This is a genomic window from Saccharicrinis carchari (assembly GCF_900182605.1).
Classification (GTDB): Bacteria; Bacteroidota; Bacteroidia; order Bacteroidales; family Marinilabiliaceae; genus Saccharicrinis; species Saccharicrinis carchari.
Map to the genome: position 1 here is coordinate 38,640 of NZ_FXTB01000014.1, position 16,732 is coordinate 55,371.

The following is a 16,732-nucleotide window of genomic DNA, read 5'->3' on the forward strand; positions in this document are numbered from 1 at the left end:
AACTGCAAGGGTTTTGACTATAATTTAATAAAAATCATGCATTTGTGCCAATCAGGACAAGCCTTTTTATCAACATTTAAGCTTAGTTATCAACACGTTACTGGAGTAGCTATATAAAAACAGCAGACCCGAATTAACTATTAAATGACTTGTCCATTTACTATCGATGAGTCAAGCAAAAAATGCAGATCAATAAAAGACATTTAATTTTAGTTTATTTCTATTTTTGCAAGTGGGATTTCATTATATATATTACACAAATAATAGCGGCATAAAGCAAGCGATTAAACCTAAATATCCATCGGAGGTTTGAACTTTGTTGGTTAAAACTCCCTGATTAATCAGTTCGTTTCTATCAATTTTATTCATTACCACCTTCGTTTTAACCGAACGTAATGACTTGTCAACCAGTCTAGCCCCAAATCCATTGTTGTTGCTGGAGTATTGGACCTCGAAATTTTCGCCACGCACAATAAAATAGCAATTTTTTATATTGCATGGTGCGCATAAGATTTGATATTTTTCTTTGCATTTATGATAGCAAAGATCCCAAGTTTTATAGGCTACATTGTTAATAACAACCACGTTGTCAGTCTCAGTTAACGTGTAGTTACCAAAAGTGGTGTACGTGTTTCCTTCCATCTTTTGTTTTGCCCAAAGCGTTGAAAAAGTAAACAATAGGACAGTAGCGATAAAAATTTTGTGTTTCATGACTATTTATTTTAGATGTTTAAAAGATTTTTATTAATGCTATATTTATAATGATGGCTTGATATTTGTAAAATTGCAGTTTTTATAAGTTTTAAGGTTTTGTACTGATAGATGTAAATTTATTTGTCATTTTAGCAGCTCTGTGGGGTATTATCAACTAGTATTTTTCATTCTGCTATTTCGGAAAAAAAACATCGTACTCTACAAGAGTAAAGTTATGCATCTGCATAATAGATCTTAAAAGTTTGAGAAATTTTTGTTTTAGTGATTACTACTACCAAAAGAGTTTCACCCCCAAAAGTTGGAATATCTAAATATTCATCAATAGGCAGTTTTTTATCAAAAAGACATTCTCCCGTTAGTTTAAATATTGTAACATGTTCTATTGATATCGGGTCTATTAGTTTTATTCTTTCTCCTTTAATATAAACCATACATTTTAATACTTATTCTACAAATTAAAATCAAAAGGCAACGACAATCGTTCAATCTTATAGGTTTAGACTATAGAAGTGGTCTAAACCTATGATTTAGGACTAATACAGAACAGTATATGAGTAGATTAAGATATAGCACAGTTTATTCTATTTTTACTTCGATTATGAGTATATACGCACAATTTGGCTATCAAGGTTCGCTTTATGCCATTAAATCGGTCAGTATATCCCAACTCCCTGGTCGTCACTTCCGGATTGGAAAAAAAACTTTACTTTTACAATACGCTGCAAACTGAGGCTTACCATGTATAAGTATTTTTTTTGGCTTCGGGCAATAATTCCTACCGCATTCGCGAGCCGCTTGCAAGCTAGCCATGGTTCATTCCCATATCAGTTTCCCTTTAAATTCCGCAAAAATATTAAAGGCTAACCGCTCTTGGACGATGGTGGTGTCGATGCTGAGGCTAAGTGTTAAGACTGATGAATTCGATTCTCTTATCACGAAATCGGATTACTAGCATTAAAGCTACTCATCATATCTACTTCGTTGTAGTATATTCAGTTATAGTTGACATTGGTTGCTCATTGTTGGTCATTCTTACTAAAAGAAATAAGAATTCCGTAATTCAATTGTATTCTAATACTTCTTTAATCACATCTTTATACTTCCTTCCAACCAGAATTGAAACGTCATCAATTTCGATTTTGGTTGGAGAGAAAGAAGAAACTGTTCCGTGGTTAATAATACACGAACGGTGTACTCGTATAAACGCATCTTTAGGAACGAGATTTTCCATGGTTGAACTATTGTGTCGTACAATTAATTCAGTTTTTGCGAGTTTTATTCTAATGTTATTTCTTTGGTTTTCAATAAACAAAATGTCTTTCAGTAATACTTTATGGATTGTCTTTTCTACCTTAACGTCAAGAGTTGGAGTTAAAGGATTTTCTTTTAAAGAATCTTTTCTTGGTTCAATTTTTTGTTGTTTTTTTCGAAACTTCGACTCTTTTAAATATATGATGTTCCAAGGGAATATCGGACAATCCCCAGACAATCCCCAAAAAAACAAATGAAACGAATACAACAAATGTTTAATTATTGATTTTTCGTAGAAATTGAGCACGAAATGGATCATTTAATACATTAATTTACGCTCTCACAAATTTAAGCTTTTATATAAATTCGACAGACTTCTAACATCTGATTTGCGTGATGTCATTCGTACCTTACAAATTGTTGTATGTGCAAAACGCTTTGATATATGTGGATGAGGAAATACTTTTGTAGAGTTTTTAATAATTGTATGTTTCTTTTCTAATCTCAAATTAATTATGAATAACTCTAAAAACAATGATGAACTAATCAAAGGTGTGCAGGAATTGAAGCAAGAGAATAAAGTCTTAATGGCAGCATTATAAGAAAAAGACCTGATTAAACTCTATCTAATGAAAACTAAATTAACCCCAGCAGCACATCCATATCTGTTAAGAGCGAAGATAACATTACTGCCAAAGGTTTTATCAACAACGAACAAGCCGCTAGTCATTCGCACCGAATACCACAGGAGCCAAATGGTATTTTAGTGTGGACAGATGAAATCAACAAACTTTTTAAACATGGCTGCAACGATGTGGTATTTCTGTACGTAGCGGTTGTGGATACAAATGGGACTATTGTCCCCGACGCAAAAATTATCATCACCTTTATAGTTGTAGGGGGATGCCGAGTTGATTGGCATAAACCCCATGGAAGCGAAAGTTGGAATAGCAACTATGCTGCTAAAAGCGGGTAGTAAAAAAGGAAACTTAACATTGTAGCAGAATCGCAGGGATTAAACAAAGGACAACTCAACGTAACCGTGTTATAATAAATTGAGCCTAGCTTCAAAGGATAAGGTTAAGGCGAAGCTGTATGTAATTAATTAATAATCAGAATGTAAAACATAGTGTAAATGAAGAGATTATCTAAAATTAAGATGTACATTACAGTACAATTAATGTTTTTGAGCGTTTTGGCCTTTTGTCAGGATGTCAACATTGAAGGAACTGTTTTAGACGTAAACAAGGAACCGATGCCCGGTGTAACGGTAATCCTGAAAAATACCACCACTGGTACTATCACAAGGCCCGATGGAACCTTTTCGTTAGCGGCCAAGGATGGCGATGTATTGGTATTTTCCTTTATAGGATTTATAAGCCAAGAAAAGGTGGTTGTATACGGAAAAAACATCATTGTAGAGCTTGAGTCCGAAGTGTTTGGTGTTGATGAAGTGGTGGTGATCGGTTACGGCTCGCTCAAAAAAGACGATGCCACGGGGTCCGTGAGCTCCGTGAGCACCAAAGATTTTAACAAAGGAGCTATTACCTCGCCTCAAGATCTTTTGGTGGGCAAAGCCTCGGGTGTACAGATAACTACTGCTGGCGGAGAGCCCGGCAGCGCGGCAACTATCCGTATCCGTGGAGGATCATCACTTTCAGCAAGTAACGACCCTTTATTTATTATCGATGGAGTACCCATCGACAACGATGGGGTATCGGGGATGCGAAACCCTTTAAATACCATCAATCCAAATGATATCGAATCATTTTCGGTATTGAAGGATGCCTCTGCAACCGCCATATATGGATCCAGGGCATCTAACGGCGTAATTATTATCACCACAAAAAAAGGCGCCAAAGGAGGTCTCAAATTCAATTACAACGCCAATGCTTCGGTAGGATTCCGTACCAACGAAATAGAAACTTTTTCGGCCGACGATTACCGTCAGCTTATTTCAGCCCGTTACGGTGAAGGCTCCAATGCACGAGCTTTGCTGGGGCACGCCGATACGGATTGGCAAAAGGAGATTTTCCAAACGTCGTTCGGGCATGATCATAATTTTAGTATGTCGGGGAGCAAGTTAAACACCCTTTTCCGTTTGTCTTTGGGTTATTCAAATCAAAAAGGACTGTTGAAGACATCAGGCTTGGATCGTTATACGGCCAATTTAAGTGTCAGTCCATCTTTGTTTGATAATCATCTTAAGATGGAATTGAACCTAAAAGGAATGTATATCGAAAACCGTTTTACGGACAATGGAGCTATTAACACTGCCATGCTATTTGATCCCACGCAAGAGGTTTATGACCAAACGAGTGACTACGGTGGCTATTTTACATGGATGGACGGCAATAAACCCGGTACTTTGGCCACCTCAAATCCATTGGCTCTTTTGCAGCAGAGGCAGGATCGTTCAGAGGTTTACCGTAGTATCGGCAATGCCAAGTTCGATTATAGCTTCCATTTTTTGCCCGAACTGACGGTTACATTAAACATGGGATACGATTACTCTATGAGTGACGGCACGGTGTTTATTCCCGAAGAGGCTGCCTTTGCCTATCGGAAGGCCAGCGACGGTTCCGATATTAGCGGCGAGGACAGGAGCTATGGGCAGGACAAAAAGAATGAGCTGTTGGATTTTTACCTGAAGTACGAAAAACAACTTCCTTCTATCAACAGTAAACTTAATGTAATGGGCGGCTATTCGTGGCAACATTTTTGGCGCGAGAATGAGGTGAAAGCCACTAGTGTAAACGGTGCTTACCTCATTACACCGGAGCAGATAACACCTACCGAAAATTATTTGGTATCTTTTTTCGGCAGGATGAACTATACTTTAAAAGACAGGTATCTGCTAACTGTGACAGTTCGCCAGGATGGTACTTCGCGTTTTTCGGAAGATAACTGTTGGGGCATGTTTCCCTCGTTGGCTCTAGCATGGCGCTTAAAGGAAGAGACATTTCTGAAAAATATAGATGCCGTATCTAACCTAAAACTAAGATTAGGCTACGGTATCACAGGACAACAATACATCACCTCCGATAATTATCCTTATCTAGCTAAGTATAATTTAAGTAGGGGAACCGCTCGCTATCTGATGGGCAACGAATGGGTGACCATGGCTCGCCCGAACGGTTACGATGCCAATTTAAAATGGGAAGAAACAACTACTTTTAACGTAGGTATTGATTATGGTTTCCTTGACGAGCGTATCAATGGCTCCATTGAATTATACCAGAGAGAAACAAAAGATTTGATTAACAAAATTCCTGTTGCTGCAGGTACCAATTTTACCAACGTAATTTTAACCAATGTCGGTACGCTCCAAAACAAAGGGATTGAATTTAATCTAAATGTACGCCCCATCGTTGCGCAGGATTTGTTCTGGGAAATCGGGTTTAACCTTTCGCGCAACGTGAATGAGATAACCAAACTGACCAATGTGGACAATCCGGATTATAACGGCGTGCAGACAGGTGGCATATCCACCGGTATTGGCGGTTATGCCAAGATAAATTCCGTGGGCAAGCCGGCCAACTCTTTTTATATGTTTCAACAGGTATATAACGGAGAGGGTATGCCCATTGAAGGCTTATATGCTGACAGAACCGGCGACGGTCTGGTAAACGAAAAGGACATGTATCATTACAAATCTTCGACACCTGATTTTATACTTGGATTTTCATCGCGTGCAGAATATAAAAATTGGGACTTTTCATTTGCGGCCAGAGCCAGCCTGGGAAATTACATGTATAACGATTTGCAGGCAAGTAGTGCCAATTATCAATATGTGTACAACTCCAATTACTTGCAAAACGTTCCCCGTTCTGTTTTAAACACCAACTTCAAACATCAGCAAGCCCACTCCGATTACTATGTACAGGAGGCGTCGTTTGTTAAGTTAGACAACGTATCGGCGGGCTATAGCTTTGAAAAGCTGTTCAATGACAAAATGGATCTGCGTTTGTCGCTCACCTCACAAAATATATTTGTGATTACTGACTACGAGGGTGTCGATCCGGAGGTTTTTAATGGTATCGACAATGCTGTTTATCCCCGTCCCAGAACCTTTGTGCTAGGCGCCAATATTTTGTTTTAATTGTCACCTTTTAATACTTCTGATTAAGAATTTAAAAATTTAATGAAATGAAACTAAATATAAGTAAATGGATATTGGGTATGGCTTTAGTAGTTGCTGGGCTAAGCTCATGTGTCAATGATTTGGACACAATTCCACTGGATAAAAATACCATTACATCAGCAACATTTTACGATAACCCCGAGTCCTATCGTCAGGTGCTGGCGAAAATTTATGGGGGATTATCGTTAACCGGACAAGTAGGCCCTGATGGAGATCAGGATGTGCTGGGTATAGACGAGGGAGCTTCTAATTATATCCGTGCCTATTGGTACATGCAGGATATGACCACTGAGATGGCACTATGGATATGGAGCGATCCCGGCATACCTGAGTTGCAGACCAATGAATGGACATCAGCCAACGAAATAAGTTTGGGTATGTATTACCGTATCTTTTATCAAATAGCCTTGGCCAATGAGCTTATCAGAGAGTCTTCGGAAGGTAAGTTAAACGGCAGGGGTGTGGCGGACGTCGCTAAAGAAGACATTTTTGGTTATCGGGCCGAGGCAAGGTTCCTGAGAGCTTTGAGTTATTATCATGCCTTGGATTTGTATGGAAGCGTTCCTTTTGTTACCGAAAATGACAACGTGGGCGCCTTTTTGCCCCAGCAGATATCGAAACAGGACTTGTTTGCCTACATCGAAACAGAATTAAAAGAGTTGGAGACTTTGCTCCCTGCTCCTGGGCAAAATATGGCAGGAAGAGTAGATGTTGCAGCGGCATGGATGGTGCTTGCAAAATTATATTTGAATGCCGAGGTCTATATCTCTACGCCAAAATATACCGAGGTGCTTACCTATTCAAAAAAGGTAATCGACTCAAAGTATAAGTTGGATGCGAATTACCAGAATCTGTTTTTGGCCGATAACCATACAGCCGATGGTATTATCTTAGGCGTGGTCAATGATGGCATCAACGCCCTGTCATGGGGTGGAACCACCATGATAGCATGTTCAGCATGGGCTTCGGATATGGATGCCTTCAGCTATGGTATCAACGCTTGGGGAGGTAATCGTGCCCGCAAGCAGTTGATTGATAAGTTTGTAGATTATACAGGAGCTACCGACAAACGGGCTATGTTTTATGCCACCGACCGTACGGCTACCACTGACGTGATCACAGAATTTAAAAATGGGTATTCGGTAATGAAATATAAAAACATCACTTCGGATGGATCCAAAGGTTCAAATATTGGACACATGGATATCGATTTCCCGCTACTCCGTACGGCAGACGCTTATCTGATGTACGCCGAAGCAGTATTGAGAGGTGCAACGGGTGGAACCACCAGCGAGGCTTTGAGTTACGTGAATGAGGTTCGCCAAAGAGCCTATGGCGGTGCAGACGGTAATATCCAATTGTCGGAACTTACCTTGGATTTTATTTTGGATGAACGTGCTCGTGAGTTCTATTGGGAAGGATACCGACGTACTGATCTGGTTCGTTTTAACAAATTCACTTCTGGCGATTATCTCTGGGAATGGAAAGGCGGCGTTTACGAAGGGAAAGCATTGCCGGATCATTTTAATCATTTTCCGATACCTGCTTCCGACATCAACGCAAATCCCAATTTAAAGCAAGACGGCTATTAACGTAAATTATCAACTTTTAAAAACACATGATGTATAAATCAATTATATATGGGTTCTCGATGCTATTGGCATTGAGCTCCTGCGAGGAGGTTAATATGTTGCAATTGGGCGAGACGGTGGATCTCGTTTTGTCTTCGGATGTAGTCGGAAAAAGTATTGTACTGAGCGAGGATATCGCCGAAGAACCGTTTGGTGCATTTACCTGGACACCTGCCGATTTCGGCTACCCCTCGGCCAGTCCGGAATATATTCTGCAAATGGATTTTGAGGGCAACGATTTTAAAAATGCAATTACCCTTATCAATACCTTAGATCTTCGGTTTGAGAATACTAATGCTATGTTCAATCAAAAGCTCATTACTTTGGGCGCCGTTCCCGGGGTGGCTAGTAACCTAGAGTTTAAGCTTACAGGAAAGCTACACGAAGAAGTGTATGCGGTTGGCAACGTGCTCACAGCCAATATCACGCCTTACAAAATTGTACCTGTTTTTCCCAAGCTTTATGTAACAGGTGATCACAATACCTGGGGCTTCAACGATGAGTCGGCCATTTTCTCAGTTAAAGACAATGCAATTTACGAAGGTTACATATATCTTAGAGAGGACGGCCTTATCAAGTTTTCGCAGCAGCCAAACTGGGACAATCCTAATGCCATTATCGGTGATCTCGACGAAAGTGGTACTTCCGGCGTCCTCCAAATAGGAAATTGGGGCGGAAATAACATTGTAGCCTCCCAAGCTGCGGGCGTATATAAATTCATGGTCAACCTGAATAATCAATCCTACTCGCAACTTTTAGTTAATTGGGCCGTGACGGGTGATTTTAACAGTTGGGCCATGGCCGATATGGTATATGATATAACTACCGGATTATGGTCGCTTACCGTTGACATGACCGCGGGAGGCTTTAAGTTTATTGCCAACCAGGATTGGGGCAAGGTATATGGTGATGACGAAATGGACGGTGTTTTGGATAAAGGCAGCGACGGAAATAACATCATCATTCAAGAGGGTGGTAACTATACGATAACGATGGATTTGAGCGATGCCCTCTATACCTATTCTATCGTAAAAAATAATTAATATAATTTCCTATCCGCATACCTTTATTCATAATTGGGGTATGCGGATTTTTAATCATTCTGATATCAACCAAAATTGAGCGATTGCCAAAGTTGGTTGGAAATTTAATTTTGAAAACGATTTTTTTGTTGGGTTTTTAGCCTGAGCGTATAAAAATAGAGCACAATGCCATGTTTTATTTTATTATGTTGATTTTATAGTGAGATTTTTTGATATCCGGGCATATCTATCCCATTACCACTAAGGTTTACATCTTTTCCTATTTGTTCTGCTAGTTATACAAATTGTATTATTGGGGGTAACTGACATTTTTGCCATAAGTTTTCAAGTTTAAATTTATTGTTCCCTATGTTTGGGTATATCACACAATCCGTCTTGTCGCCCCGGCGTACTCTCTCACATTTTTATATACCCGGTTTATGGTTATGTAATGGATGTGTGCAAGGGCTGAAAACTTTCTTTCTCTTGTAAGTGAACTCGTTGCCCTCCCTATTGTTTGAACTCTCGTTGTCCATTACCATGGTGTCAATGCCCAGGGTAATAATCTTGGGACTTTCTATGTGCAGTCTCCAAATAAAAAGTTCATGTAAAATTTATTACAGAATATATCTTTGATAAAGATGAAGTTCATAAAGAAACGCTTAATCTGATGGGAAGATGTCATATCGGACGTATGCTCCTCCAGCAGGGCAGCATTACCCTCGTCCTTTTTCTTTCTGTCTTTCTGTCGAAGCCGGACATGGTCATATTGGTGCCGTCAATGAAAAATGCAAACATCTGTTTTAGGAACTGCTCCAGCTGTAAGCCCTTACCGCTTACCAAAAATAAACGGAACCAAGGTGACCTATATTAACCCAAACATCTTGATATTTTGAATGTAACGCGGAAATAATGAAATACCACCGCGAGCAGCTATTTTGTCGTTTGTTATGCCTAATTTTATAATCTTATTAGCTCATAAAAAGTTGTCTTGTTCACTTAAAAAGTGATGGTTGCCATCTATTGTTCCATGCCATTAATATGTTCATTGTCAGTCTGATATCCAACAAGACTTCTTTTTGTTATTTTCTATCATTAGCAATCTCAACGTTTTCATTTCTTAGATAAGTATGATACCTAACAATGATCTGGTCGAAATATTTGTACTAATTATGGAACTAGTGGCTACTAATAATATCTACTTCGTTGTAGTATATTCAGTTATAGTTGACATTGGTTGCTCATTGTTGGACATTCTTACTAAAAGAAATAAGAATTCCGTAATTCAATTATATCCTAATAATTCTTTAATCACTTCTTTATACTTCCTTCCAACCGGAATTGAAACGTCATCAATTTCGATTTTGGTTGGAGAGAAAGAAGAAACTTTTCCGTGATTAATAATAAACGAACGGTGTACTCGTATAAACGTATTTTTAGGAAGGAGATTTTCCATGGTTGAAATATTGTGTCGTGCAATTAATTCAGTTTTTGCGAGTTTTATTCTAATGTTGTTTCTTTGACTTTCAATAAACAAAATGTCTGTCAGCAATACTTTATGGATTGTCTTTTCTACCTTAACGTCAAGAGTTGGAGTTAAAGAATTTTCTTTTAAAAGAATCTTTTCTTGGTTCAATTTTTTGTTGCTTTTTTTTAATACTTCTACTCTTTTAAAAATATGATGTCCCAAGGGAATAATAGCAGCAATATTGATATCAAGTGCTGTATTTATAATCTCTGAATATCCAAAAAAATTATTGGTGCCCCAATTAGGTAAATATGCAGGTTGCACAAAAATCAACATCAATGGTCTCTGAATCAGAATGCTGATTGCAAGTACCAACAGGCAATACATCACAAAAAATTTAAAATAACGATTAGTCCAAAAAAAAACAGGAAATAAAAAGTAAAGCGTCAGATAAACCAATAACATCCTAGAAGGAATACATGCTATCTGAATCATAATATTCCTAAAAAACTGAAAATCGGACAATCCCCAGACGATCCCCCAAAAAATAACAAATGAAGACCAATATAACAAATGTTTAATTATTGATTTTTCGTTGAAATTGAGTACAAAATGGATCATTTAATATATTAATTTACTTCTCACAAATTTAAGCATTTATATAAAAACGTCAAACTTTCCAACATTTGATTTGCGTGATGTCATTCGTACCTTACAAATAGTTGTATGTGCAAAACGCTTTGATATGTGTGGATGAGGAAATACTTTTGTAGAGATTTTAATAATTATATTTTTCTTTACTAATCATGAATTAATTATGAATAACTCTAAAAGCAATTCCATCTTAAATATGAAAATAACCTTATTAATTTTCTTTTTAGCATTCTTTTCATTTTTAAGTTTTTCCTATGCACAAAATTCTCCTGTTGATTACCTGAAAACCCATTTTCAGAAACCTGACGATTATCTGATTTCAAAGTTTAAAGAGTATCCTTATGTCCTGCTTGGAGAAGCTCATGCAATAAAAGAAAACTTAGAATTTGTACATGATCTTATACCAAAATTGTACGATGCAGGAGTATACAACCTGTGCATGGAATTTGGAGCTTTCGAAAAGCAAGAGCAATTGGATTCTTTATTAACTGGAGAAACCTATAATGAACGGTTAGCAAAAGACATGATGTTTTATTATAATGTGGGTTGGGCTTACCAAGAATATTATGATTTATACAAAACGGTTTGGGAGTTCAATAAAACATTAAAAAATGGAGAAAAAAAATTCAGAATTATAAATTTGAGCTATCAGTACAAATGGGCAAATTTTAAAGGTGGTGTGCGCAATCCCGAGAACATGAGTTCAGTATTCTATTTGGGAACACCAGATAAATTCCGTACCAGCATCATCCAGAAAGAAATTATTGACAAAAAAGAGAAAGCACTTATTTATATGGGGACTTATCACGTCTTTACTCATTATAAAATGCCAATTCTTAAGATGAATAATGACAATTTCTGTGATTATCATGGCGGTTGGGTTGGGAGCCGTTTATATGAAAAATTTCCAGATAAAGTTTTTGCTATTACATTTCACACTCCATTGCGCTCAAAAGCCCAATTTAATCCTTCCTATGTATCTCCAGCGAACGGGGAAATTGAAAATATTTTGCATAGTATTGGTACTCCTTCCGTTGGCTTTGATCTCAAAAATTCTCCGTTAGGGAAACTAAGAGATGATAGTTTTTTTAGTTTGTGCTACAACAATTTTGTGATGGAGGATTATTTTGACGGTTATATTTTTCTCAAACCATTTAAAAATCTTCATGGATGTACTTATGATGAGGATTTTTTTACTGGGAAAACCTGGGAGGAAATAAAAGGCAATTTTCCTGACCCGGATTGGCGAAAATCTAATAATATTGAGGAATATAAAGAACAAATCAGACAATATTCAGACATTCAGGAAAGGTATAAAGATGTAATTCAGACTTCCATTCCTTCTGTACAACATGGGGAAATAATTCGTTTAAACAACTTTCCTTCAAAATATGTTGCTCCTCGAAATATTGATATTTGGCTGCCTGAAAATTTTGATTCCAAAAAAAGATATGGAGTACTATATATGCATGACGGACAAATGCTCTTTGATGCAGATATTACCTGGAATCATTCTGAATGGAAAGTTGATGAAAATATCTCTGAGCTAAACAAAATGGATAAAATTAAACAGGTTATAGTAGTCGGAATATGGAATACCGGACTAACCAGACATTCTGAATATTTTCCAGAGAAACCTTTTTTGAAACTTCCAAAAAATATACAGCAAAATCTTTTAGAAAATTCTTTACAAGGAAAAATTCAAACAGATTCCTATCTCAAATTCATTGTTCATGAACTGAAACCTTATGTAGACAGCAAATATTCAACTTATTCGGATGCGAAGTATACTTTTATTACAGGTTCTAGTATGGGTGGACTGATATCAATTTATGCTATAAGTGAATATCCGGAAATATTTGGAGGTGCTGCCTGTCTTTCAACACATTGGCCTGGAGATGTCAACCGAAAAGACGATATAATACCCAACGCATTTATAGAATATCTTAAAAATAATCTTCCTGATCCAAAGAATCACAAAATATATTTTGACTTCGGAACTATAGGGGTAGACAGTCTTTATGAACCTTATCAACAAAAAGTGGATAAAGTCATGAAAATAAAAGGGTATACCGCTAACTCTTGGGAAACAAAAAAATTTCCTAATCGTGATCATTCTGAACGTTCTTGGAGTGAACGGTTACAAATACCTTTAAAATTTTTGCTCAAAAGTGATTGAAAAATAAATCCTAATTAAGTATGAAAAATTAAAAATTCAATACATTAAAAAATATTTATTATGAATTTCTTTATTAAATTTTGCTTTCTATTTATATTGCCAACTACTTTGTTCTCACAAAAAATCGAACGAATTGAACCGAAAAACTGGTGGATTGGAATGAAATACAACACTGTAACGCTATTGTTATATGGTAAGGATATTTCAGATTTACAACCGGAAATTTCTTATCCTGATGTTTTGCTTGTTAATACAGAAAAAAGTGAAAATAAAAATTACCTTTTTCTATCACTTAAAATAAACCCTACTGCAAAACCGGGGATAGTAAATATAATCTTCAAAAAAAACGGAGAGAAATTGTTAACAAAAAAATTCCCTATTCTTAAACGTGAAGCAAACAGTGCAGAAAGAGATAGTTATACGCAGAAAGACGCAATTTATTTAATTGTTCCAGATCGGTTTTCCAATGGTGATCCTAGCAACGATATAATACCCAATATGCTTGAAAAAACCTTGAGCCGAAAAGATGAAAACAAAAGACATGGTGGAGATATTCAGGGAATCATTAATCATTTAGATTATATTAAGTCATTGGGGTTTACACAAATTTGGAACACGCCCTTAACGGAAAATAATCAACCAAATTATTCTTATCATGGATATGCAACCACCGATTACTATAAGATCGATCCAAGGTTTGGAACTAATGAAGATTTTAGAAAATTGGTTTATGAAGCAAAAAAAAGAAATATTGGAATAATTTGGGATGTCGTCTTGAATCATTGTGGTTCTGAATATTACTTCATTAAAGATTTACCATGTGAAGATTGGGTGAACTTACCAAAATCTAGAACACGAACAAATCATTTAAAATCAACTATTACTGATATATACGCTGCAAAAATTGACAAAGAAGAATATACAGATGGTTGGTTTGATAACCATATGGCAGATTTAAACCAAAGAAATCCTTTGGTTGCAAAATACTTAATTCAGAATACGATTTGGTGGATTGAATATGCTGGTCTTTCTGGTTTAAGGGAAGATACTTTTTCATATATAGACAAAGAGTTTTTATCCAATTGGACTAAAACCATCCTTGCTGAATATCCCAAACTAAATATTGTTGGAGAAGAGCTCTCTCGAAATATTGCTCAAACTGCATATTGGCAAATTGACAAAAAAAACACAGATGGCTATCAATGTTATTTGCCAACTTTGATGGATTTTTCTTTGAATGAGCAAGTAATTTCTAGCTTGAATCGTACAGATAGTTGGTTTTCAACCTGGAGAGATGTTTATCAAAGTGTAGCACAGGATTATTTATTTCCGCATCCAGAGAATCAGTTGATATTCCCTGATAATCATGATTTAGACCGCTTCTATTCAAGAATAAATAAAAATTTCGAAAAATGGAAACTTGGAATAGCAATGTATACAACCATGCGCGGTATTCCACAGTTTTTATATGGAACAGAGGTTTTGTTTTTCAATGATAAAGCAGGAAGCGATGGACAGAGAAGAAGCGATTTTTATGGCGGTTGGGATGGTGATTCTAAAAATGCAGTTACAAGAAAGGGCTTGACCAAAGAAGAAAAAGAAGCTCAATACTATATTGCAAAACTTTTAAATTGGAGAAAAACTAATTCAGCGATTACCAATGGAAAATTCATGCATTACGCACCAGATAAAAATGATGTTTATGTTTATTTTCGATATAATGACAAACAAAAAGTGATGGTTATACTTAACAAAAACAGCGAAAGTGTTTTGCTAGACATGAACAGATACAATGAGGTAATACCAAATAAGTTTAAAGCGAAAGAGATTATTTCTGACCAGGAGATTATTGTGGAAAATACATTAAGAATTTCTGCTAAAACAGCAATGATTTTAGATGTTAAATAACTATTGACCGATAAACGCTGGCTTAATGTTATAGATTCTTCGTTTCATTACGTTTCGCTCTGAATGACAGGTATTTGGTTTCTAGGTGACTATAAATACATAATTGAAGTAATAATAAAAAGTAAAACTGAAGCAAAACAGATACTGTCAAAGGAACTTATACTAAACGTAATAGCCAATCTACGGAATTCCTGTCTGGCGACAGATGGGATATCCGGGAGAACTGCAATGTATTCACATCGGGCTTTAGCTCAACTTTATACTTAGTATTATTATTATTAAACTTTAGGATTATTGAAAAATATTGGTCGTGAAAATAGCTATGCAAGTATCTATATGCTTCTAAACCAATTAAATAAATAATGGGAACAATAAATAGTAGATATTATGGTTGAAATAGTTGAAGGCAATGAAGATCTAATAAAAGAATTGCAGGAATTGAAGCAAGAGAATAAAGTCTTAATTGCTTTATACGAAAAAAACCAAATTGAACTTAATCTAATGAAAACTAATTTAAGGCAAAGTGAGATACGATTTCAGCATTTATTACAAGACATTGAGAACATATCTGTTCAAGGGTATGGATTTGATGGCACTACACATTTCTGGAATCGAGCATCCGAGAAATTATATGGATATAGTACCCAGGAAGCGATTGGTCGGAATTTGCTGGATTTGATCATACCTCCTGAAATGAAAGAATTTGTTAAAGAGTCGATAAAAGAGATGGTCGTGACGGGAAAACCAATTCCGGCAGCTGAATTGTCACGGATTCGAAAGGATGGCTCACTCGTGTCAGTTTTTTCAAGCCATGAAATCATTAATATACCCGGGCAGATGCAAGAATTTTTCTGCATCGATATTGATCTTACTAAACTCAAACAGACAGAGAAAGAATTATTTAGTACTGAAGAGAGCGATTGCTTAAAATCAGCTTTTCTTGCCAATATTGGTCATGAAATCAGAACACCAATGAACGGAATTCTTGGCTTTGCCGAGTTACTAAAACATCACGAATTAACAGCGGATCAGCAACAAAAGTACATCCGTATCATTGAGCAAAGTGGTATCCGAATGCTTAATATCATCAACAATATTATTGATATTTCTAAAGTTGAGACAGGACTTGTGGAACTTGACATCATAGAATATAATATCAACGAGCAGTGCGAACACATCTATACCTGTTTCAGACCAGAGGCTGACGCGAAAGGAATAAAATTTTCGCTAAAAACCAGTTTGCCTATTGAAGAAGTAATTATTACAACCGATCGCAAAAAACTGAACACGATTCTTATCAACCTTGTTAAAAATGCCATTAAATATACAAATGCAGGAACAATAGAATTAGGATGTAGCATAGCAGGCTCAAAAACTCAAAAGGAATTGCAATTTTATGTAAAAGATACAGGCATTGGGATTCCAAAAGATAGATTTGAAGCCATATTTAAACGTTTTGTGCAAGCTGACATTCACAATAAAATGGCTCACCAGGGCGCAGGTTTAGGATTGTCGATTACCGAAGCCTATCTGGAAATGCTTGGCGGTAAAATTTGGGTAGAAAGCGAGGAAGGCATTGGCTCAACATTTTATTTTACGTTACCTTGTAATGCTAAACAAATCCAAAAAACTATTCAAAAAGATTGTAAGTCTTCGGCCTCTTACATGGATATTCCGGAGCAAGCTGACCCCCTTAGCAAACGTTGGTTGAAGTCATGAATTTAGCATGACATTCCGGCGGATGCTGACCCCTTAAAGTGC

10 protein-coding genes are annotated in these 16,732 nt (G+C 36.6%); 6 read left to right on the forward strand and 4 right to left on the reverse strand.

Annotation, left to right across the window (positions count from 1 at the left end):
• Nucleotides 1-252: 252 nt before the first annotated feature.
• The 3 genes from FN809_RS16930 to FN809_RS16940 all read right to left on the reverse strand — a co-directional run bounded on the left by FN809_RS16930 (nt 253) and on the right by FN809_RS16940 (nt 2,236).
• The gene (locus FN809_RS16930) at nt 253-711 is read right to left on the reverse strand and encodes a hypothetical protein (RefSeq protein WP_142534719.1); all 459 of its coding nucleotides are present in this window, start codon (nt 709-711) and stop codon (nt 253-255) included.
• A 215-nt stretch (nt 712-926) separates the two neighbouring features.
• Nucleotides 927-1,145, reverse strand: a complete 219-nt coding sequence (locus tag FN809_RS16935) for a hypothetical protein (protein ID WP_142534720.1) — start codon at nt 1,143-1,145, stop codon at nt 927-929.
• Between the two features lie 629 nt (nt 1,146-1,774).
• Nucleotides 1,775-2,236: a LytR/AlgR family response regulator transcription factor gene (locus FN809_RS16940; RefSeq protein ID WP_185957606.1), complete on the reverse strand. Its 462-nt coding sequence runs from the start codon at nt 2,234-2,236 to the stop codon at nt 1,775-1,777.
• An 864-nt stretch (nt 2,237-3,100) separates the two neighbouring features.
• Here FN809_RS16940 and FN809_RS16945 point away from each other — a divergent pair.
• Genes FN809_RS16945 through FN809_RS16955 form a run of 3 tightly spaced genes read left to right on the forward strand, consistent with a single transcriptional unit; the run spans nt 3,101 to nt 8,783 of the window.
• A complete protein-coding gene (locus FN809_RS16945; RefSeq protein WP_142534722.1) occupies nt 3,101-6,067 on the forward strand; it encodes a SusC/RagA family TonB-linked outer membrane protein in 2,967 nt (988 codons plus the stop codon).
• A gap of 47 nt (nt 6,068-6,114) precedes the next feature.
• A complete protein-coding gene (locus FN809_RS16950) occupies nt 6,115-7,701 on the forward strand; it encodes a RagB/SusD family nutrient uptake outer membrane protein (RefSeq protein ID WP_142534723.1) in 1,587 nt (528 codons plus the stop codon).
• 26 nt (nt 7,702-7,727) lie between these two features.
• Nucleotides 7,728-8,783 (forward strand): SusE domain-containing protein, encoded by a 1,056-nt coding sequence (locus FN809_RS16955; protein WP_142534724.1) that lies wholly within the window; start codon nt 7,728-7,730, stop codon nt 8,781-8,783.
• 1,264 nt (nt 8,784-10,047) lie between these two features.
• Here FN809_RS16955 and FN809_RS16960 read toward each other — a convergent pair.
• The gene (locus tag FN809_RS16960; protein WP_185957607.1) at nt 10,048-10,725 is read right to left on the reverse strand and encodes a LytR/AlgR family response regulator transcription factor; all 678 of its coding nucleotides are present in this window, start codon (nt 10,723-10,725) and stop codon (nt 10,048-10,050) included.
• 355 nt (nt 10,726-11,080) lie between these two features.
• Here FN809_RS16960 and FN809_RS16965 point away from each other — a divergent pair, with 355 nt between their 5' ends.
• The 3 genes from FN809_RS16965 to FN809_RS16975 all read left to right on the forward strand — a co-directional run bounded on the left by FN809_RS16965 (nt 11,081) and on the right by FN809_RS16975 (nt 16,690).
• Entirely contained in the window at nt 11,081-13,063 is a 1,983-nt protein-coding gene (locus FN809_RS16965; protein WP_185957608.1) for a ChaN family lipoprotein, read from the forward strand.
• Between the two features lie 60 nt (nt 13,064-13,123).
• Nucleotides 13,124-14,971 carry a glycoside hydrolase family 13 protein gene (locus FN809_RS16970; protein WP_142534728.1) on the forward strand — a complete coding sequence of 616 codons (1,848 nt, stop codon included), beginning with the start codon at nt 13,124-13,126 and terminating at the stop codon, nt 14,969-14,971.
• Nucleotides 14,972-15,358: 387 nt separating this feature from the next.
• Nucleotides 15,359-16,690, forward strand: coding sequence for a PAS domain-containing sensor histidine kinase (locus tag FN809_RS16975; RefSeq protein WP_142534729.1), 1,332 nt, complete (start codon nt 15,359-15,361; stop codon nt 16,688-16,690).
• Nucleotides 16,691-16,732: the final 42 nt, after the last annotated feature.